This window comes from Pedobacter glucosidilyticus, from assembly GCF_002483235.1.
Lineage (GTDB): Bacteria > Bacteroidota > Bacteroidia > Sphingobacteriales > Sphingobacteriaceae > Pseudopedobacter > Pseudopedobacter glucosidilyticum_B.
Genome location: NZ_DLHN01000017.1, coordinates 161,404 through 182,710 on the forward strand (window position 1 = coordinate 161,404; position 21,307 = coordinate 182,710).

Annotated in this window: 23 protein-coding genes; all 23 read right to left on the reverse strand. The window is 35.5% G+C overall.

All coding sequences use genetic code 11. The features are described from left to right. Positions 1-18 precede the first annotated feature (18 nt). Positions 19-1,350 (reverse strand): argininosuccinate lyase, encoded by a 1,332-nt coding sequence (argH, locus tag B2745_RS04370; RefSeq protein WP_304064065.1) that lies wholly within the window; start codon positions 1,348-1,350, stop codon positions 19-21. A 79-nt stretch (positions 1,351-1,429) separates the two neighbouring features. After that, positions 1,430-2,779, reverse strand: coding sequence for a Fic family protein (locus B2745_RS04375; RefSeq protein ID WP_304064066.1), 1,350 nt, complete (start codon positions 2,777-2,779; stop codon positions 1,430-1,432). A gap of 93 nt (positions 2,780-2,872) precedes the next feature. Then, positions 2,873-3,343 carry an ORF6N domain-containing protein gene (locus tag B2745_RS04380; protein ID WP_414691919.1) on the reverse strand — a complete coding sequence of 157 codons (471 nt, stop codon included), beginning with the start codon at positions 3,341-3,343 and terminating at the stop codon, positions 2,873-2,875. 143 nt (positions 3,344-3,486) lie between these two features. Next, positions 3,487-4,548 carry a M20 family metallo-hydrolase gene (locus B2745_RS04385; protein ID WP_304064068.1) on the reverse strand — a complete coding sequence of 354 codons (1,062 nt, stop codon included), beginning with the start codon at positions 4,546-4,548 and terminating at the stop codon, positions 3,487-3,489. Positions 4,549-4,554: 6 nt separating this feature from the next. Next, entirely contained in the window at positions 4,555-5,376 is an 822-nt protein-coding gene (proC, locus tag B2745_RS04390; protein WP_304064069.1) for a pyrroline-5-carboxylate reductase, read from the reverse strand. A 4-nt stretch (positions 5,377-5,380) separates the two neighbouring features. Continuing rightward, complete coding sequence (gene argB / locus B2745_RS04395) at positions 5,381-6,235, reverse strand: acetylglutamate kinase (RefSeq protein ID WP_304064070.1); 855 nt, start codon at positions 6,233-6,235, stop codon at positions 5,381-5,383. A gap of 81 nt (positions 6,236-6,316) precedes the next feature. Next, positions 6,317-7,273, reverse strand: coding sequence for an acetylornithine carbamoyltransferase (locus B2745_RS04400; protein WP_304064071.1), 957 nt, complete (start codon positions 7,271-7,273; stop codon positions 6,317-6,319). Positions 7,274-7,288: 15 nt separating this feature from the next. Continuing rightward, entirely contained in the window at positions 7,289-7,483 is a 195-nt protein-coding gene (locus tag B2745_RS04405; protein WP_304064072.1) for a DUF5615 family PIN-like protein, read from the reverse strand. Continuing rightward, positions 7,483-7,704 carry a DUF433 domain-containing protein gene (locus B2745_RS04410; RefSeq protein ID WP_304064073.1) on the reverse strand — a complete coding sequence of 74 codons (222 nt, stop codon included), beginning with the start codon at positions 7,702-7,704 and terminating at the stop codon, positions 7,483-7,485. Before B2745_RS04410 ends, B2745_RS04405 begins: the two co-directional genes overlap by 1 nt. A 55-nt stretch (positions 7,705-7,759) precedes the next feature. After that, a complete protein-coding gene (locus tag B2745_RS04415) occupies positions 7,760-8,893 on the reverse strand; it encodes an aspartate aminotransferase family protein (RefSeq protein ID WP_304064074.1) in 1,134 nt (377 codons plus the stop codon). A 137-nt stretch (positions 8,894-9,030) separates the two neighbouring features. Next, positions 9,031-10,050 carry an N-acetyl-gamma-glutamyl-phosphate reductase gene (argC, locus tag B2745_RS04420; protein WP_304064075.1) on the reverse strand — a complete coding sequence of 340 codons (1,020 nt, stop codon included), beginning with the start codon at positions 10,048-10,050 and terminating at the stop codon, positions 9,031-9,033. Continuing rightward, complete coding sequence (gene argG, locus B2745_RS04425; protein WP_304064076.1) at positions 10,043-11,245, reverse strand: argininosuccinate synthase; 1,203 nt, start codon at positions 11,243-11,245, stop codon at positions 10,043-10,045. Before argG ends, argC begins: the two co-directional genes overlap by 8 nt. 117 nt (positions 11,246-11,362) lie before the next feature. After that, complete coding sequence (locus B2745_RS04430) at positions 11,363-12,019, reverse strand: GNAT family N-acetyltransferase (protein ID WP_304064077.1); 657 nt, start codon at positions 12,017-12,019, stop codon at positions 11,363-11,365. 395 nt (positions 12,020-12,414) lie between these two features. Beyond that, on the reverse strand, positions 12,415-13,143 hold the full coding sequence (locus tag B2745_RS04435; protein ID WP_304064078.1) for an acyl-CoA desaturase: 729 nt from the start codon (positions 13,141-13,143) through the stop codon (positions 12,415-12,417). An 84-nt stretch (positions 13,144-13,227) separates the two neighbouring features. Beyond that, a complete protein-coding gene (locus tag B2745_RS04440; protein WP_304064079.1) occupies positions 13,228-14,268 on the reverse strand; it encodes a tetratricopeptide repeat protein in 1,041 nt (346 codons plus the stop codon). A gap of 34 nt (positions 14,269-14,302) precedes the next feature. Then, on the reverse strand, positions 14,303-15,169 hold the full coding sequence (locus B2745_RS04445; protein ID WP_026905359.1) for a sugar phosphate isomerase/epimerase family protein: 867 nt from the start codon (positions 15,167-15,169) through the stop codon (positions 14,303-14,305). A gap of 12 nt (positions 15,170-15,181) precedes the next feature. Further along, positions 15,182-16,069: a hydroxypyruvate isomerase family protein gene (locus tag B2745_RS04450; RefSeq protein WP_349681772.1), complete on the reverse strand. Its 888-nt coding sequence runs from the start codon at positions 16,067-16,069 to the stop codon at positions 15,182-15,184. 9 nt (positions 16,070-16,078) lie between these two features. Beyond that, a complete protein-coding gene (locus tag B2745_RS04455) occupies positions 16,079-17,347 on the reverse strand; it encodes an MFS transporter (protein ID WP_304064080.1) in 1,269 nt (422 codons plus the stop codon). 36 nt (positions 17,348-17,383) lie between these two features. Beyond that, positions 17,384-18,073: a 3-keto-disaccharide hydrolase gene (locus B2745_RS04460; protein WP_304064081.1), complete on the reverse strand. Its 690-nt coding sequence runs from the start codon at positions 18,071-18,073 to the stop codon at positions 17,384-17,386. Continuing rightward, positions 18,073-18,471: a c-type cytochrome gene (locus B2745_RS04465; RefSeq protein WP_304064082.1), complete on the reverse strand. Its 399-nt coding sequence runs from the start codon at positions 18,469-18,471 to the stop codon at positions 18,073-18,075. The genes B2745_RS04460 and B2745_RS04465 overlap by 1 nt, the downstream gene beginning before the upstream one ends. Positions 18,472-18,481: 10 nt before the next feature. Then, positions 18,482-19,534, reverse strand: coding sequence for a sugar phosphate isomerase/epimerase family protein (locus B2745_RS04470; RefSeq protein WP_304064083.1), 1,053 nt, complete (start codon positions 19,532-19,534; stop codon positions 18,482-18,484). 42 nt (positions 19,535-19,576) lie between these two features. Next, positions 19,577-20,719, reverse strand: coding sequence for a Gfo/Idh/MocA family protein (locus tag B2745_RS04475; protein ID WP_304064084.1), 1,143 nt, complete (start codon positions 20,717-20,719; stop codon positions 19,577-19,579). Between the two features lie 5 nt (positions 20,720-20,724). Beyond that, a complete protein-coding gene (locus B2745_RS04480) occupies positions 20,725-21,297 on the reverse strand; it encodes a gluconate 2-dehydrogenase subunit 3 family protein (protein ID WP_304064085.1) in 573 nt (190 codons plus the stop codon). Positions 21,298-21,307 lie beyond the last annotated feature (10 nt).

Genomic DNA, 21,307 nt, shown 5'->3' on the forward strand with positions numbered 1-21,307 from the left:
TGCGATTTTATCGCAGCTTTATTTGACTAATTTATCAATTGCCATTTCTATTTTATCGAACTTAAATTGTGCTTGTAAACTCTGCATCATGGCTTTAACTTCTGGTAAATTTAAGTTCCCGATACTTCCTTCGTGGGTATGGTTCACTTTTCTATCGGTCTCAAAATTACCTGCCTCGATATCTAAACCTACTTTTTTATAAGCTTCTCTGAATGGCATCCCGCCTAAAACTAGGTTGTTTACTACCTCAACGCTAAATAGATAAGCATATTTGTCATCAGCCAAAATATCATCTTTAATCTTGATATTTTTAAGCATCAGTTTTGCCATATCTAAGCAACTCATTAAGCTATTAAAGGCGGGGAAAAGCGTTTCTTTCAGCAATTGCATATCTCTGTGATAACCAGATGGTAAATTGGTAGTTAACATCATGATTTGGTTTGGCAATGCTTGTAATTGATTGGTACGGCCTCTTATCAACTCCCACACATCCGGATTTTTCTTGTGCGGCATAATGCTTGAGCCGGTTGTTAATTCATCAGGGAAACTGATGAAACCAAAATTTTGGTTCATAAATAAACAAGCGTCCATAGCCATACGGTTTAGCGTTGCCGCAATAGAAGACATCGCCTGAGCAAGCACTCGCTCTGTTTTGCCACGTCCCATTTGTGCGTAAACCACGTTATAATTTAGCGTATCAAAACCTAATAATTGTGTGGTTAAAGTACGGTTTAAAGGGAAAGATGAGCCATAACCAGCAGCAGACCCCAGTGGGTTTTTATTACTGATTTTAAAGGCTGCTAACATCAACTCTAAATCGTCTATGAGGCTTTCAGCATAAGCTCCAAACCACAATCCAAAAGACGATGGCATAGCAATTTGAAGGTGCGTATAACCTGGCAATAATTTATCTTGATGCTGCTCAGAAAGTTCGGTCAACAAATCAAATAATTCTTTTGTAGAAGCTACCATTTCCTGTATTTGACTACGGAAAAACAGTTTTAAATCAACCAAAACTTGGTCGTTTCTAGAACGTCCGCTATGGATTTTCTTCCCAGCATCGCCAACTCTTTGAGTTAAAAGCATTTCTACTTGTGAGTGTACATCTTCAACCCCATCTTCAATGGTGAAATTACCATCTGCAATCTCTCTGTATATTTTTTTTAATTCGTGTTGTACTTTTTCTAAGTCTTCTTTGGTCATTAAGCCAATGCTTTCTAACATTTGGGTATGGGCTAAAGAGCCTAAAACATCAAAAGCAGCAAGATAAAGGTCCATTTCTCTATCCTGTCCAACCGTAAAAGTTTCTACCAGGTTATTTGTTGATGTATTTTTTTGCCACAATTTCATTTTTTGAAGTATTGAGTATTGAGTATTGAGTATTGAGATTTTTAAATCATCATTTCTTCAAATTCAATACAAATTGATATTATTTATTGTAAAGCTCTATAGCATATTCTATTTGTGCATGAAACCAATTACCTATAGAATTAGTGATTAATTCCATTTCTTCTTTAGTTAACTCTTCGTCATAAAGTTTACTTATTATTGTTTTAGAACCAGAATAAGAAATCTCATACGCATTTTGATGAAATTGTATTTCAATAAACCCACCATTGAAACTACCACTATCTTCGAAACGCTTTAATTTTTTATAATTCGATGAAAACCTGACTCTACTGATTTTTTCATTAGTACTAATTAAAATAAAAAGAATATTCAGAAATTCACTTGTGAGCTTTTCATCTATTTCCATTCCACTTACCTTTCCAAATTCAGAATTTAAAGAAACTTCTCTGGAGAAAAAAAACTGATCAAACTTTTTTAAAATTTTTTCCCATTCATAGGCAAGAGGAAAAATATACTTCTTTACCAATATTTCAAGAACACTATTGTCAAATTTGACCTTAACCTCTTTTTCTTGCTTTAACTTTTTCTTTAAAACTGATATTTTCTTTTCTAAATCGCCTTGTTCATCAATACTTTCTCCCTTAGCTGCTTTTATAGAAATCTCTAAAGACCATTTTACTTGTTGTCCTATATATTCTATAAAAGGTTCATAATCTCCCACATCTGCTAAATGCAGAGCTCTCAGATAATTTTGCTTATCGGCTGATTTAATAATAATAGGAGGATAATTATGCTTTAAAAGTACATAATTCATTAATAATCTAGATACTCTACCATTTCCATCATCAAAAGGATGAATCCTAACAAACTTATAATGTAACATGGCAGCAAGTTTAACAGGATGCATCTTTCCTTCTTCTTCAGCATACCATTTTACAAGATCTTGCATTTCAAAAGGAGTATCTGTTGGAGAAGTGTAGTGAAAAATTTCACCATTTGCTAACCTTACAGAATTAGGATGATTCTTATAATTACCGATATTAATGAGTCTTCTTGTATTCTGACCATCAGGAGTTATAGCTTCTTTCCAAAAAGGTCTAACAAGTATAATCTCATTTAAATTTTTTATTTTCTGTTCAATCAATGGGCTCTCTTTATCCTGCGCCCATTCTTCTATAAGTAAATAAGCAACATCGTGAGCTTTCATTTCTTCATACTCTCTTAAAGTATGATTTCCTTTTGTATCATCAAAAATAAGTAGAAGCTCTGTCTCTCCGTATGTTAAAGTGTTCCCTTCTAAATGATTAGAATTAAAATTAAACTCTAGTCTGAACTTTTTATCTAGTTTAGTCTTATACTCAGACTTTATAGGTTTTAAATCCTCCAGTCTTGTCCACAACTGATTTATAATTTCTATTGTTCTTGACATAATCTAATATAAGTCTAAAATCGTAAATCGTACTTCTAAAATAATTCTGATATTTTTAAATCATCATTTCTTCAAATTCAATATAAATTGATATTAATTATTGTCTTTACCGAAGTGAAAACCTATTCTGACTCTTTCTTTTGGCTGATCTTTCTTTTCCAACAACTCATCTAAGTATTGGAAAACAACTTCAATATTTTTACTATGATTACTTAGCTGTTTTTTAATCTCACTTATCTCTAACTTTATTTCTGAATGGTCAACAATAAACTGCCTAAGTTTAGTAAAAATTCTTACTATTTGAATATTAACATGGATAGCTCTCTTACTATTTAGAACGCAAGAAAGCATGGTAACACCTTGCTCAGTAAAGCAAAAAGGTGCATACCTTAGTCCTTTTTTATCAGAATTGGAGGTCACAAATTGTGACCTCCAATTCTGAAATTCTTCTGGAGACATCTCAAACATAAAATCTTCTGGAAATCTCTCCATATTTCTTTTTACAGATTGTTTAAGCACCTTGGTTTCTACACCGAAAAGTTCTGCAAGATCTCTATCTAACATTACTTTCTGATTTCTTAACAAATAAATTTTGTTAAGAATGATTTCTTCTGGTATAGTTATCGGGCTATTCAAAATTATTCTTTATGTATAAAAACAACTTATCTATCAATTAGATATATCACAAAATTCAGGATTTTATCCATTTACATAATATCAACCAACAATTTGATATACATTTCTATTCCCATTCTTATCTCCTCTACATAAATAAATTCGTCTGCGGTGTGTGAGCGGGCAGAATCTCCCGGACCACATTTTAAAGATGGGATATTTAGTAAAGCTTGGTCTGATGTTGTTGGCGAGCCGTAAGTTTTTCTTCCCAAAGCGATACCTGCTTGTACAATAGGATGATCCATCGGGATATAAGATGGCTTTAAACGTGTTGAACGAGGTATAACTTCACAATCTACAAACTGCCTGATGATTTTTAAAACCTCTTCATTTGTATAAGCATCTGTTACCCTTACATCAACTGTAAACTTACACTCGTCTGGCACTACGTTATGCTGCGAACCCGCATTGATAATTGTAACTGTTGTTTTAATAGGCCCTAATGTTGGCGATACTTTTGTAAACTTATAATCTCTAAACCAAGCAATATCTTTTAAAGCTTTATAAATGGCGTTCTCACCTTCATCTCTTGCCGCATGTCCAGATTTACCTTTAGCCACACAATCTAGCACCAATAAACCTTTTTCGGCTACAGCCAGATGCATTTCTGTAGGCTCGCCTACAATAGCAAATTCTAATTTACCTAAATCTGGCACAATGCGCTCTAAACCTTCTTTACCAGAGATTTCCTCCTCGGCAGTAGCTGCTATGAGGATGTTATATTTTAAATCTTCTTGTGGATAAAAGTATAAAAAAGTAGCTATTAAGGATACCAAAGCACCTCCAGCATCATTACTCCCTAAACCAAAAAGCTTTCCATCAATAATTTCTGGCAAAAATGGGTCGCGGGTATAACCTTGATTAGGTTTAACAGTATCGTGGTGCGAGTTCAACAAAATTGTTGGCTTTTTCTTATCAAAATGCTGATTATAAGCCCAAACATTATTCCCTTTACGATGGATTTTTACGCCTCGCTGCTCTAAAAAAACAGCTATCTCATCAGCTGTTTTGTCTTCTTCTTTACTTAACGATGGGATAGCAATTAACCTTTGCAATAAGGCTAAAGCATCTTGAAACAAAATGTCTGTATCCATCAAAAATTAGTCTTTATCGTATAATTCGCCAGCTTTTTGTGCTGATAATTTTATTCCTTTAATCATGGCCGAGCTAAAACCATTATGCTCCATCTCATTTAAACCGGCAATGGTACAGCCTTTAGGCGATGTTACCTTATCGATCTCATGCTCTGGATGCGATGCTAGTTGCAATAATAAATCTGCAGCACCTTTTGCCGTTTGTGCAGCCATTTTTAGAGCCTCCTCTGCATGAAAACCAACTTCCACACCTCCTTGAGAAGCTGCTCTGATAGAACGTAAGAAAAACGCAATACCGCAAGCACATAAGGCTGTTGCCGATGTCATTAATTCCTCATTAATGACCACACAAATACCCACTGTATTGAAGATGTTTTTTACCAATTCTATATTCTCCTGAGATGCATTTCCTACCGAAATACAAGTCATAGATTGTTTAATGGCAATAGCCGTATTAGGCATTACCCTAACTACTTGCACATCTTTCTTCAATCTGGTTTTGATATCATCGCAAGAAACACCAGATATAACAGAGATAATTAAGTGTTTATTTACATCTATTTGTCCCGCAATTTGGTCTAATACCTGATTTAACTGCTGCGGTAAAACCGCCAGAACAATAATATCAGCTTGCGCAGATGCTGAAACGTTATCTGCACTTACTTGAAAGCCTTGAAATTTGTACTCATCTAATGCAGCAATATTCCTTCTGGTTAAAGTGATGCTAGATGCTGGATATAAGCCAGATTGTGCTAAACCTTTAGCCAGAGATAAACCGATATTACCACTACCAAGAATGGCTATTTGATTTGATTTTTTAAAGTCCATGGGCTTATTTTGTTAATCTTGTTCCAAATATACTTTCTTTTTGTAAAGCAGCTAGTTTAGCTGCGTGGCCGATATAAACTTCTTGTACACCATGCTGAATAGCATCAAAGGCGTTTTGTAGCTTAGGTAACATCCCATCAGCAATTATTCCATCGGCTTTAAGCGCTTCAAAATAAGATGGATTTATCTCTTGAATAACTGAATCATCATCGTTAATATCCCTCATTACACCATTTTTCTCGAAACAATAAATCAGTTTAGTTTCATATAAGGAGGATAAACCAACTGCCAAAGCAGAAGCAATAGTATCTGCATTGGTGTTAAAAAGCTGGCCATTACCATCATGTGTAAGTGCATTAAAAACAGGTACTAACCCTGCCTCTAGTAAATTTTTGATGATATTGGCATTCACAGCATCAGGTAATAAATCTCCTACAAAACCAAAATCGACATCTTTAACAGGGCGCTTTATAGCTTTTATAGCATTGGCATCTGCACCTGTCATCCCAATAGCATTTACGTGATTAGCTTGTAGCTGAGCTACAATATTTTTATTTACCAAACCACCGTAAACCATGGTAACTACATCTAGCATAGCGGCATCAGTGATTCTTCTGCCATTAACCATTTGTGTTTCTACACCTAGTTTTGCTGCTGTTTGTGTAGCTATTTTACCGCCACCATGAATTAAAATTTTAGCTCCTGATAAGCTTGCAAAATCTTTTAAAAATTGGGCAAGTTGTGTAGGATTATCAATAACATTACCGCCAATTTTAATGATATATAGAGCCTCTCCCCGGCCCTCTCCGAAGGAGAGGGAGCCATGGTTTAGCTTATCTTGTGGATTATTTTTACCCATGTTTACTTGAAAACTTAAAAAAATCAAACATTTTATTTCCGTTATTTAGGTAAGCCCTCTCCTTCGTTCCAAAGGAACTCCTTAGGAGGAGAGGGTGTGGGTAAGGCACATTTTTAATACCGCTTGTGCAGCCCAAACCCTATTATTTGCCTGATTAAGGACTAAAGAATTTGGTCCGTCTAGTATTTCATGAGAAAGTTCTAAGCCTCTTCTTACAGGTAAGCAATGCATTACGCCGGCATTGTTGGTGAGTTTTAATTTCTCATTCGTCATCATCCAGCCATCTCCATCAGAAAGTATTTTGCCATAATCCTGATAAGAAGACCAATTTTTCACATAAACAAAATCAGCCCCAGCTAATGCTTCATCTTGATTATTGGTTACCATGGCATTTCCAACAAATTCTGGTGCCAAATCATATCCTTGAGGATGAGTAATAACGAAATCGTAATCTGCTTTATTCATCCACTCTGCAAAAGAATTGGCTACGGCTTGTGGTAAAGGTTTAACATGAGGTGCCCAAGTTAAAACTACCCTTGGCTTAGCCGTGGTTTTAAGCTCTTCTATGGTAATTAAATCGGCCAAGCTTTGTAAAGGATGCCTAGTTGCCGATTCTAAACTTACTACCGGAACGCCACAAAACTGTACAAATTTGTTAAATATCAACTCAGAATAATCTTCATCTCTATCTTTTAAGCCTGGAAAAGAACGTATCCCAATGATGTCACAATATTCTCCCATGACGCCGGCAGCCTCTCTGATGTGTTCTACGGTGGTACCATTCATGATGATGCCATCCTGTGTTTCTAAAGCCCAGCCTTCTTTATCCATATTCATCACCATAACCTGCATACCTAAATTCATAGCAGCCTTTTGGGTGCTTAAACGGGTACGTAAGCTAGGGTTTAAAAATATGAGACCAAGCGTTTTATGCTTTCCTAATTGCTCATCAGCAAAAGGATTGGCTTTTAACTTAATAGCTTCTGAAACCAGTTGGTTAACATCAGTTACGTCTTTAACGGAGGAGAATAGTTTCATCTTTATTGAGGGTTATTAATCTATTTCTAAGCAAGCTAATTCCTGATAATCAGGATTATCTATAAAATCTTTTATCAATTGGTATTTATTGCAAAGAATCTCAGCAATATTTAATGTAGTGGTGTTTCCAAATCTTAACCAGATAATTTTAGGTGGATGCCCGTTAAGATTGGCTATTTCAAAAAAATCTGCATCAAAAGTTAATTTCACTATGCAACTCGTATTTTATGTTCTCTATCAGCCGCATAAGCCAAACAGGCTTTAATTTGGTTATCAGATAACTCAGGGAAATCTTCTTTTATTTGGGATATGGTCATGCCATTGGCTAACCAGCTTAAGATATCATAAACAGAAATTCTTGTTCCAGAGATACAAGGTTTTCCAAACCTTTTATGAGGCTCTATAGAAATATAATTTTGGTATGCTATCATATCTTAAACCTTTAGTTTTCAACAAATATAACCATTATCAAAAAGAGTTGAAAACCTAAGCTTTCAACTCTTTATTTAATGCTTCTAAAAATCTATCAGCGTGTTCTTTGGTTAGATTTAACGCTGGTAATAATCTAATCACATTAGGTTTAGCTTCACCGGTGAAAATATGATGGTTAAATAACAAGTTTTTCTTCACTTGGTTAAGCTCCTCTGGTAAATCAATACCAATCATTAAACCTCTGCCTCTTACTTCATTGATATGATTAAGTTTCTTTAATTCTTCTATCAGATAAGTCCCTATTTTAGCTGCATTATCCATCAAATGGTCTTGCTCTATCACCTCTAAAACAGCTAAAGCTGCTGCACAAGCTAAATGGTTACCACCAAAAGTAGTACCTAACATACCATGCCAAGGTTTTAACGCCGGACTAATGCTAATACCGCCAATAGGAAAACCATTGCCCATGCCTTTTGCCATGGTATAAATATCAGCATCTACACCAGCAAAATCTGAAGCATAAAATTTACCACTTCTACCATAACCACACTGTACAGAGTCTGCTATAAAATAAGCTCCGTATTGTGTACATAATGAACGTATGCTTTGTAAAAATTCATCACTAGCAACCTGTATACCGCCAACACCTTGAATACCTTCTATCATAACTGCACAAATCTCATTCCCCTCTTTATCAAATAAGGCTTTTAGTGCATCAACATCATTATGAGGCAAGAAAACAACATTTTCTGTTTGGTTTACCGGAGCTATAATTTTAGGATTATCTGTTGCTGATACCGCTAAAGATGTTCTGCCATGGAAAGCTTTGGTAAAAGCCACAATCTTTTTTCTTCCATTGGCAAAAGATGCTAGTTTTAAAGCATTCTCATTAGCCTCGGCACCAGAGTTACATAAGAACAATTGATAATCTTCTCTTCCAGAAACCTTACCAAGCTTTTCTGCCAATTCTTCTTGCAAAGAAATTTTAATTGAGTTTGAGTAAAAACCCAATTTACTTAACTGCTGCGTTAAACGCTCTACATAATGCGGATGTGTATGACCTATAGAAATTACAGCATGTCCGCCATAAAGATCTAAATACTCTTGCCCTTTATCGTCCCAAACCAAGCTACCTTGGCCTTTTACGATTTCTATATTGTTAATTGGGTATACGTCGAATAGTTTCATTTGCCTCACCCCGGCCCTCTCCAAAGGAGAGGGAGTGCTTAAAAATTGTAATACTTATTTTAATTAATTCTTAATATTCTTTGTCATGCTCTGCATCCAGTTTTCCCTCTCCTTTGGAGAGGGTTAGGGTGAGGCTTCTAAAACCCAATCGCTTTCAACCTCAAGCCTTCCCTTTCATCTAGTCCGAACATTAAATTCATGTTTTGTACGGCTTGGCCTGATGCGCCTTTTAGTAAGTTATCTATGATGGATAAAATCATCAGTTTATTGCCGTGTTTTTCTAAATGAATCAAGCATTTATTGGTATTAACAACCTGCTTTAAGTCTATATTTTCCTTGCTGATATGTGTAAAAGGAGCATCTGCATAAAAATCTTGATATAATTTTTCTGCTTCTTCTAAACTTAAATCACAATCCATATAGCTTGAGGCCATAATTCCACGAGCAAAACTACCGCGATAAGGAATAAAGTTTAACACTAAATCCTCTTGTTCTCCTGTCTTTGCTCCCTCTCCTTTGGAGAGGGTTGGGATGAGGCTTTTTAGGCTTTCGCCGATTTCATTTAGATGCTGATGCTCAAAAGCTTTATAAACCGAAAGGTTGTTACTCCTCCAACTAAAATGAGAAGTTGTGGTTGGCTTCTGTCCGGCACCTGTTGAACCTGTAGTTGCCGTGATATGAACTTCAGATTTTAACAATCCTGCTTTAGCTAAAGGCAACAAAGCCAGTTGTAAACAGGTTGCAAAACAACCTGGATTAGCAATGTTTTGAGCTGTTTTTATAGCTTCCTTGTTAAGCTCGGGTAAACCGTAAATGAATTTTCGATTTTCGATTTTCGATTTTTGATTGAGCCTAAAATCTTGAGAAAGATCTATGATTTTGATAGCATCTTTGAAAGGATTTGCTTCTAAAAACTTTCTAGCATCGCCATGGCCCACACATAAAAACAATACATCAATATCTTGAGATAATTGATCCGTAAAAGTTAAATCAGTATCGCCCAATAAATCAGTATGCACATCTGATATTAAGTTACCAGCATTACTATTACTGTGTACAAACGCAATTTCAACTTTTTGGTGATGAACTAGAATTCTTAAAAGCTCTCCGCCTGTATAGCCAGCTCCGCCAATGATGCCTACTTTTATGTTACTCATCTTTAATCCCCTCGTTTACTTTATGCCATATACTTACCTGGTTACCAAATATTTTGGAGAATCCTTTAACATCATCTCCTGTATAACCCTCGTTCATCTCGCCATAGCTACCAAATTTGCTACTCATCAAGTCATTCTCAGACTCGATACCTATAATCTGAAATCTGTAAGGTAACAGCTGTACAAATACTTTTCCGTTAACTGTTTTCTGTGTATTTTCTAAGAAAGCCTCGATATCTCTCATCACAGGGTCATGAAACTGACCTTCATGCATCCAGTTTCCGTAGAACATGGCCAATTGGTCTTTCCAGCTTAGCTGCCACTTGGTTAAAGTATGTTTTTCTAAAGCATGGTGAGCCTTAATAATCACCATTGGTGCTGCAGCCTCAAAACCAACTCTTCCTTTTATCCCAATAATGGTATCACCTACGTGGATATCTCTACCTACACCAAAAGGAGCAGCTATTTGTTGTAAAACTTGAACTGCTTCTGTTGGATGGTTATATTTTTTACCATTTATAGCTATTAACTGCCCTTTTACAAATTCAAGTTCCACATTTTCTGCCTCTGTTTTGGTTACTTGAGTTGGCCATGCCTCCTCTGGTAGCATACCGTTAGAAGTTAAGGTTTCTTTACCTCCCACAGATGTACCCCAAATCCCTTTGTTGATAGAGTATTTAGCTTTTTCGGCATTTATTTCTACACCATGTTGATGTAGATATTCAATCTCTGCTTCACGGCTTAATTTCAAATCTCTAATAGGCGTAATGATACCCACTTTAGGAACCAAGATATTGAAAATCATATCAAAGCGCACTTGGTCATTACCTGCACCAGTACTACCATGAGCTACAAAATCTGCATCAATTTCTTTTGCATAGTTTGCAATAGCAGTAGCTTGTGTAACACGCTCTGCACTTACAGAAAGTGGGTAAGTATTATTTTTTAATACATTACCAAACACTAAATATTTTAAACAAGAATCATAATAGCCTTTTACCGCATCAACAGCATGATGAGAAGCCACACCTAAACTGTAGGCTCTTTCTTCTATCTGTTTTAATTCTTCTTCAGAAAAACCTCCGGTATTTACAATTACCGAGTGTACTTCTAAATCCAAATCTTTAGAAAGATATATGCAACAAAATGAGGTATCTAATCCTCCGCTAAAGGCTAAAACTACTTTTTTCTTCATTTCTTTTTTAGTATTGAGTATTGAGTATGGAGATTTGCGATCTCATATTTCGATACTTGTTTAGTATTGGGTATTGATATATAAGATTTGCGATCTCATATATCAATACGATTTATTTTAAAACAATCCGGCTACAACCATTTTTAAAGAACGACGCAATTTTGCTTCTATTCTTTCTAATAAAGTAGCTTTGTGTGTTATCTTTTTTAATCTTTCAGCTTCTTCGGCTTTTTTCTCTTCTGGGTCGTAAAGCATGGCTGTACACATACAGTTTTGCCTGTTTTTACTCATCAAGATATCGTAGTTTACGCAGCTTTGGCAGCCTTTCCAGAAATTCTCATCTTGGGTTAGTTGCGAGTAAGTTACGGGCTCATAACCTAAATCAGAATTGATTTTCATCACGGCTAAACCTGTTGTTAAACCAAATATCTTAGCGTCTGGATATTTTTCTCTGGATAAATCAAATATCTTAAACTTAATAGCTTTAGCCAAACCAGCCTTACGGTAGATAGGGTTAACTATTAAACCAGAGTTAGCCACAAACTCGCCATGGCTCCAGGTTTCTATATAACAAAAGCCTGCCCATGTACCGTCTTTGTGCAAAGCAATAACAGCTTTACCTTCTAACATTTTATTGGCAACATATTCTGGAGAACGCTTTGCTATACCTGTTCCACGTACTTTTGCAGAGGTTTCCATCTCTGTGCAAATAGTTTCTGCATAACCTACATGTTGCAAACCAGCAACCAGTATGTTAAAATCGTTAATATGCATTTTTTGAAAAAGATAAATCCTTCATGAGGGATTTTAATCAGAATAAACAAAAATTTAATTAGAAACCTGTTTACTTACAAACAGAAAAAGAGGCTAGAACTATCAGCAGAGGTTTAATCCCTGGTGACAAACAGAGGTCTTCGTCGTAGTAAACGAATAGATGTATGTAAATTAGAAAGCAACATGTAGAAATTAAACACCTTTTTAACGGCTGTTAATTTCTTGAAGGTATGTAAGTTTTGTTGTTTCATTTGTTTTATGCATCAGCCACTTAGGACTAATATTTGACGCAAAAGAGCGTATTATTTTTATTAATTACAATAAAAAAATGCAATTAATATGATTATAACACAGAGGTGTTTTTAAGATTACATAACACCTCTGTGCGAAAGCTATTAAACCTTTCTTAATTTGATAATTTTTACCCAGTGTAAAACCTTTAAAATAGGGTAAACTGGATCAAACTCGAACCATTTTTTTGCAAAGTTTGGACTGTTTGGAAACTTATGGTGATTGTTCTGAAAAAGTTCTCCTAACATGAAGAAATCAAAAGGAGTTGAGTTTTTAGATTTATCATCATTATCAAAATTAGCATAACCGTATTTGTGGCCACACCAGTTTACGATAGCACCATGTAATGGCCCCATAATAAAATGAATAGGAAGTAATAAAAACATCCACCAAGAGGTTGCAAAAAATACATAAAATGCAATGTATCCTAAGCCAAATAAAATTCTAGTAATAAAAGAAGAAGCTACTTTATCTATAAACTTCCACTCTGGATAGTTCCCTTTAAACTCTTTATCTGCTTGTAAAGTTCCTTCCGCAAAGCCATTATACATACCTCTGGTGTTCCACATCATTTGAAAAACATCTTCAAAAAAATGTGGCGAGTGTGGGTCTTTTTCTGTGTCTGAAAAAGCATGGTGCATACGGTGCATGATAGCATAAGCCTTGGGCACTAAATAAGATGCTCCCTGACTAAACCAAGTAAAAATGTAAAAGGCTTTCTCCCAGAACTTGTTTAAGGTAAACATTTTATGAGAAGCATAACGGTGTAGGTAGAAGGTTTGGGCAAAAAGGGACAGAAACCAATGTGCCAAAAAGAAAATAAGAATGTACATGTGTGATTTTAAAAATTCAGATAATATAATCTGGTTGCTAAATTAAGGTATTTGTTTATAATCTACTAAAAACATAGAATAAATTTAACGATAAGTAATAGAATTAACGTAACTTTCATGCTCTTTGTTATAGATGACACTATATATTTCTGCTTTTTCTTTACTTCCAAGTTTGAAATAGGTAATAGCAAGGTTTTTTAAAACATCAAATTGAAAACGTTCGTTTTGCTGGTTGATAAGCCTTTCTGCCTTTTGTAAATCTGCTAAAGCTAGATGATGATCTTTTATTTTATTTTTAACTTTTGCCAACATCAGTAAAGAACGTATGATACCTTCTTGTTGTTGAATTTTGTTTGCTAAAATATTGGCCTGTACAAAAAACCATTTGGCTTCTGTAAACTTATTCTGGAATAAATATATCCGCCCCAATTGCATATAACAATCTATTTCTGCTTGTTTGCTATTAAGCTTATAGGCTATAAGTAAAGTTTTGGTTAAAATTTGTTGTTCTGCTTGTTTAAAATACCCTGCCTTTAGCCATAGCTGGTTTTGTTGTAGTAAAGCATTTATATAACTTTTATCGTTTTGGCTAATACGAAAACCCGCTAAAGCAATGGTATTATAATCTGCTGCGGCTTTGTCTTCACCAAAAATTACCGCTAGTTGATATAGAAAACTAGCTATTTGTGCAACTTTAGCGTGGTTAAGTTGCATTTGATACAGGATTAGAGCTTTATTAAAATGATGGTAAGCTATATTTAAATCGCCTGCTAGGGTTTCTGTTACAGCCATCATCATGTATAAACCTGCCTGTCTTTCTTTCAAATTTGCCTCTGAATAAAAAATCAGTTGCTGCGGTAAGGAATTAAAATAAAGTTGATGCTGATGATAAGTTATTGCACTTATCCCAATATTTAAACTTAAAACATCGCTTATTTTTTTGATAAGCTCTTGAGGGTTTAATAAAGCTAATTCATCTGCTATGAGACTGTTATTAGAAGATTTAATAAATATGGTATCAACAAATTTTTGTTGAGGAGTAGGGTAAGAATTAAGCTTTTTGTTTGCAAAACTATCTTCTAACACAAAAATAAAAAACGTTGATAATAATAACAGACGTAGCATTTACATGTTTAAGAAGTAAAAGAAAGAAAAAAAATTAAATAATCCTTCTTAATCTTTTTGCACTTATTTTTATACTCTCATAAGGGTCAATATCAAAATTTTCTTGCTCTACGATAGGATATTTAAGTCCGGCAGTTTTAGCTTCTTTTATAAAAGACTCAAAATTTATGGTTCCGCTGCCTATTTCAGTATTCTTTGCAGGATTAACTTCATCCATATCTTTAACATGCCATAAAGTAAAACGTCCTTTATAATCTTTAAATAATTTTACAACATCCTGTTTAGCTCTAACAGCCCAGTATAAATCTAATTCGAACTCTATTTTAGGACTTGTATGTTCTAATAAAATTTCATAGGCCGTTTTATTTCCAAGTTGTTTAAACTCAAAATCGTGATTATGGTAGGCTAATGTTAATTCTTCATTTTCTAGTTTGAGTGCGGCTTTATTAAGCTTATCGGCAAAAGCTTTTACGCTTTCTACGGTATTAAATATTTGAGGATTAATAAAAGGAACTATAATATAAGTTTGCTTCAATATTTTTGCCGCCTCTATGTAAGAAGCTAAAATATTATCATCACCTGTTTTTTCCCAATCGCTAAATTCGTAATGGGCACTTGGGCAAGTAAGGTTATACTTATCTAACAGTTGTTTAAACTGTGTTGGTTTTAAACCCCAGAAACCATCTTTTACCGAGTAACCATAAGCTTCTACCCAAGAATAACCTGCTTTTGATACCTCGGCAATTACATTTTCTACACCTTTAGAAAATTCGTTTCTTAACGAATATAGTTGTATCCCTATTCTTTTTTTATCATCTACCAAACATCCAAGGTTTGGTAAAACCAAAACCGATGCGGCAGCTAAGCCTACCTGCCTTAAAAATACTCTTCTGTTATCCATTTTAAATAAAAACTAAACATCACAAATTTTCACTGCTTGATATAAAGATGCTATTTTATTTTCTTTTATCGGAATAAATTCTTGTGCAACATAACCTTTAAAACCTGTTGCTACAATGGCTTTCATGATAGCAGGATAGTTGAGTTCCTGACTCTCGTCTATCTCATTTCTACCTGGTACACCAGCTGTGTGGTAGTGCGCAATATAAGGGTGGCTATCTCTTATGGTATGGATAACATCTCCTTCATCTACCTGCATGTGGTAAATATCGTAAAGTAATTTGAAGTTTTCTGAGCCTACTCTTTTACAAAGCTCAACACCCCAAGCTGTTTTATCGGCAAAATAATCTTTATGGTTAATTTTGCTGTTTAAAAGTTCCATTACCAAGGTTACTTTATGTTTTTCTGCTAGTGCCATCAGTTTTTTTAACCCTTTGGCTGCATTGTTTAAACCTGTTTCATCATCCATACCTCTGCGGTTTCCGCTAAAACAAATGAGGTTTTTATAACCTGCTTTAGCTACTAAAGGAATCATCTCGGTATAATTCTGGATAAGCTTCTCATGAAAATTAGGCTCTGCAAAACCATCAACCAAATTGATTTCTGCACCGTTACACATGCTAGAATCTATACCATGTTTTTTGAGAATATCCCACTCTTTAGGGCCAACCAAATCGATAGCTTTTATACCTATTTTTTTTGATAAAATACAAAGTTCTTCTAAAGATAAGAAACCATAAGTCCACTTACATACCGCATGGTTAATATTACCTTTTAGTTTGGTGCTTTGTTCTCCATCTAAGGGCTGTGCAAAATTTAGCATAGGTATTGAAGTTAAAGCAGCAGTTCCTGCTAATATATTTTTAATGACCAATCTTCTATTTGTTTGTTTAGGCATCATGATAACAAATTAATGAGTTAAAGCCTGTTTTTTCCTATTCTTCATATAGATTACCAAACCTGTGAAAGCTACCACTAAAATCATTGGAATTACCATAGTAGCTTGCAACACTTCTGGACCGGCTGCATTTTTTGCCTGGTTAAGTAAGTTAGCCATTTCTGTACCTGGTGCAGCGCTTAAATAATCGGCCTCGTTGGCACCAGCTGGAAGTTTTTTAACGATTAATCTATCGTAAAAACCTCCCATAAAAATGGTATAAACAGAAACTGCAAACATACCAGCGCCACCCATTAAGTTTAAACCTAAAGCACCAGATTTAGGGATATTTTCTGCCACAAAACCCAACATAGTAGGCCAAAAATAGCATACTCCTAAACCAAAAATGAAGGCTGCAAAATAGATAGCATTGCCTGTTAAAGTACTTAATAAATATAAGCCTAAAGCTGCTAAAACAGCAGAAATTAGTAATACCCCTTGCGGAGAAAAACGATGAACAATTGGTTCTGCCAAGCCTCTGCCAATAACCATTACACCTGTAGTAAGGGTTAATATCAAGATAGCATTATCGGTGACATTTTTTAGTAATACATCTATCCATTGACCTGTAAAAAGCTCGGTAATAGCTGTACCAAACATGCAAATAAACATGAATATAAATAAAGGTGATGTTACCGATTTGTACATGGTAGCTGTAGATACCCCAGAAGCTACACGTTCTGTTACTGGGAATTCTAACTTAGAAAATAAATAACCATATACTAAAGTTGGTATTATCATAACTGCTACTTGTATTTGCCAGCTTAAACCTAGGCTATTGAATAAAATCACGATAAGTGTTCCTAAAAATATACCGCCTGGGAACCATAAATGGAAATGGTTAAGCTTGGTTGTTTTGTTATCTGGGTAGAGAGTTGCAACCAATGGGTTACAAGCCGCTTCCACTGTTCCGTTGGCAATACCTATAAGTAAAGTAGAGATAAAAAGTGTCCAATATCCTTGTGCGAAAATGGTTAAGATAATACCTAGCAAATGAAAGATAAAGGCCATTACCAATAATCTTTTCATCCCTATAGCATCAACTATAAAACCACCAATAACTACGGCTAAAGGGAAGCCCCAAAAAGCGGTAGCTGTTATCGTACCTAATTCTGTTGCAGATAATTGAAAGTCTGTTCCTAGTTTTCCTAAGATACCGGCTCTTATCCCGAAAGATAAAGAGGTAACCAACAGCGCAAGACAGCTTGCCCAAAAAAGTTGGCTTTTATTAATATTGTTCATTTAAAATTGGGTTAGGTTATAATGGGTTAGCTTGTATTAAAGTTTTTTAATCATGATGTTTCTAAACCAAACTTCATCGCCATGGTCTTGCAACACAATTTTTCCTGATTTGAACTTACCAAAATCAGGCATGGTTTTGAACTTACTGGCAGCAACCATTTTGTTCCAAGCATCATCCCACATCGTTGTAGAAACTACTTTAACATCATTTAAATAAAATTCTAGTTTGCCATTGTTACTGATGATTTCTGCTTTATTCCACTCGCCAGCTGGCTTAACGGTTTCTTTGCTACAAGGAATTAAATCATATAAATCCCCAGCTCTATGTTTAAATATTTTAGCATCCGGATGACCATCATTATCTAAAACCTGCATTTCCGGACCAGTAAGGTATGGTTGTGGATATTTTTTAGCATCCTCAAGCACATTGAACATGATGCCACTATTTCCTTTTTTAGCGACTTTCCATTCTAATTTTAGATGAAAGTTTTCATAATCTTTATCTGTAGCTAAATCCCCACGTTGAGCTTTGTCTGCAACAGGTTTGAAATGAAGAATGCCATCTTCTACCGCCCAAGCGCCTCCTGTTTCTGCTTTACCGTAAGTATGCCAACCTTGAGTGCCGTTTGCTAATAAATTTTCCCAGCCTTTATTAGCTTTCACTTTTTGCGATTTACATGATAGCGTTACCAATAACACCAACATACAGGTTAAAATACTTCTCATTATTTCTTAATTGTTAAAATATATTTAACCATTTCTTCGGCATGGGCCTGGCTAACTTGCGGATGAGCAGACATTGGAACTTCTCCCCAATTTCCTTGTCCGCCGTTGATAATTTTACCAGCAAGCATCGCTATATTTTCTGGTGTAGCCTCGTATTTTGCAGCTACATCTGCATAGGATGGACCTACTAATTTTTGTTGTTCTTTATGGCAACCCAAACAATCTGATTGTGCTATTAATTGCTTTCCCTTTGGCTCTTCTGCTGCTGGTGTTGCTACACTTTCTGTTGCAGCAGGAGTTTCTGAATTTGTACTTTCTGTACTTTGTTGACTACCGCCACCACAAGCCCATAAACTTACTGCAAGAATACTTAAACTTAATACTTTATTGATTTTCATAATGATATTGTTATATACCTAAAACTTGATTATTAAAATTTGCATCGCCACCAGAAGCGGCAAAATCATCAAAAGCTTTTTCTGTTACCCTGATGATATGATCTGCAATAAATTTTGCTCCCTCTCTAGCACCATCTTCTGGATGCTTAATTGCGCATTCCCACTCTAAAACGGCCCAGCCTTCATAATTATATTGTGCTAGCTTGCTAAATACCGATTTGAAATTCACCTGTCCATCTCCTAAAGAACGGAAACGCCCTGCTCTATCAATCCAGTTTTGATAGCCACCGTAAACACCTTGTCTGCCGGTTGGGTTAAACTCTGCATCCTTAACATGCATCATTTTTATGCGTTCATGGTAAATATCGATAAAAGCTAAATAATCTAAACATTGCAATATAAAATGCGATGGATCATACAATATATTGGCTCTTGGGTGATGGTTTACTTTATCTAAAAACATTTCAAAAGTTACGCCATCGTGTAAATCTTCGCCTGGGTGTAGCTCATAACAAACATCTACGCCGTTTTCATCAAAAACATCTAGAATTGGTTTCCAACGTTTTGCCAGTTCATCAAAACCGGTATCTACCAAACCTGCTGGGCGTTGTGGCCATGGGTAAACAAAAGGCCAAAGCAAAGCGCCACTAAAAGTAACGTGGGCATTTAAACCTAAATTCTTTGATGCTTGTGCGGCATATTTTAATTGCTGAACGGCCCAAGCTGTTCTGGCTTGCGGATTTTTATGTAATTCTGCGGGAGCAAAAGCATCAAATAAATCATGATAAGCAGGATGAACGGCCACCAATTGCCCTTGTAGGTGCGTAGAGAGCTCGGTAATTTCTAAACCTGCTGCATTTACTTTGCCTTTAATTTCATCGGCATAAGTTTTACTTTCTGCTGCTAGCTTCAGGTCTAAAAACCTACTATCATTTGTAGGTAATTGCAAGCCTTTAAAACCTAAGTCTTTTGCCCACTTACAAATATTATCTAAACTATTAAAAGGCGCTTGGTCTCCTATAAACTGCGCTATAAATAATGCTGGTCCTTTTATTGTTTTCATTTTTCTTTTAGATATGAGATTTGCGTATTGAGTATCGAGAAACTAAAAATTTATCCATTTCTGGGATGATTTTCCAGACTCGATAACTTTTTCTATAAAAGTCATGCCTCTAATACCCTCTGTTACGCTTGGATAATCTAGCGCTTCTGTAGCTGGCTGTTGATGGTTCATTTCTGCCAAAACAGTTAAAGCAAAGTTTCTATATAAGTTAGCGAAAGCTTCTAAATAACCTTCCGGATGCCCTGCTGGCGTACGTGTATTATGCGAAGCAAAAGAGCTTACATAAGCCCCACCAGTTCTGTAGGTTTGTGCAGGCGCATCTAACCATTTTATAACTAAAGAATTAGCATCAACTTGTTGCCATTCTAAACCACCTTTTTCACCGTAAACTCTTATTTTAACATTATTTTCTTCACCGGCAGCTATTTGTGTAGCCATTAAAACTCCACTTGCACCGTTATTAAATTTAAGTAGAACGGCACCATCATCATCTAATCTTCTGCCATCAATAACGGTATTAATATCAGCGCAAAGCTTGGTAACACTTAAACCAGTAACATACTCCGCAAGGTTAAAAGCATGGGTACCAATATCGCCCATGGCTCCGGCAATACCACTTTTTGAGGGGTCTGTACGCCAATCGGCTTGCTTATTTTCTACCGCTGTACTTAACCAGCCTTGTGGATATTCTACATAAATTTTTCTTATAGCTCCTAGTTTACCTGTCAAAACTTGCTGACGAGCTTCTTTCACCATAGGATAACCCGTATAGGTATGTGTTAAAAGTAACTTTTTACCGGTTTGCTGCTGTATTTTCTCCAGTGCTAATGCTTCTTGCAGCGATAGCGTAATAGGTTTATCTAAAATTACATGAAAACCATTTTCTAAAGCCATTTTAGCAGGCTCGAAATGTAAATGGTTTGGCGTTACGATGCTGATAACTTCTACTCTTATATCTTCTGGTAAACTTTTCTCGGTTTCTATCAGCTTTTGGTAAGATGGATAAGCTCTCTCTGGCGATAAGCCTAACATAGCTCCTGTTTTTGCGGATTTTTCTGCCGAGCTACTGAAAGCACCGCAAACTAGCTCATAACAATCATCAATTCTTGCCGCAATACGGTGTACTGCCCCAATAAAAGCATCGGGACCGCCACCTATCATTCCTAATCTTAATTTCTGCTTCATAAATATTACGGATTTAGATAAACCGGATCTCCTTTTTTGTAAGGGATACATCCATCAAATCTGCCTGGTACTTCTACATAAGTTAAAACTTTACTACCACCTATTTCTGACGTAAAATAACCTAATAAGGTTAGTTCTTTCATCATTCTAAAATAATGCGGAGGAGCTTCTTTTTCTTTAGTTTCTTGATATGCCTTTTGTTGCTTATCTAAATTGGTTAATAAAGCTTTTTTCTGCTCTTTATCTAAAGAAAGGAAATCTGTTTGGTATTGCTTTTTAGCTTCCTCATCAACATTTTTCAATCCATCAAGGAAAACTTTTTGATGCTCTTTATCATAACAATCTTTCACCATTAAGGCTATAAATTCGCCTGCTTTGGTAGCTTTAGCACCTGGCGTATCTGTCTCTGGAATGATAGTTTCTGCAATTTCATCTAGCAGTAATACATCATTGGCGTTAAACAAATCATTTATTTGTTTTGGCGTTGAAGTACAACCGGTTAGAGTGAAAATTTCTGCCCCTAAAACAGTTCCCCCTAATAATAAGGCAACTGATGATATGGCTTCTCTTCTATTCATGATTTTAATT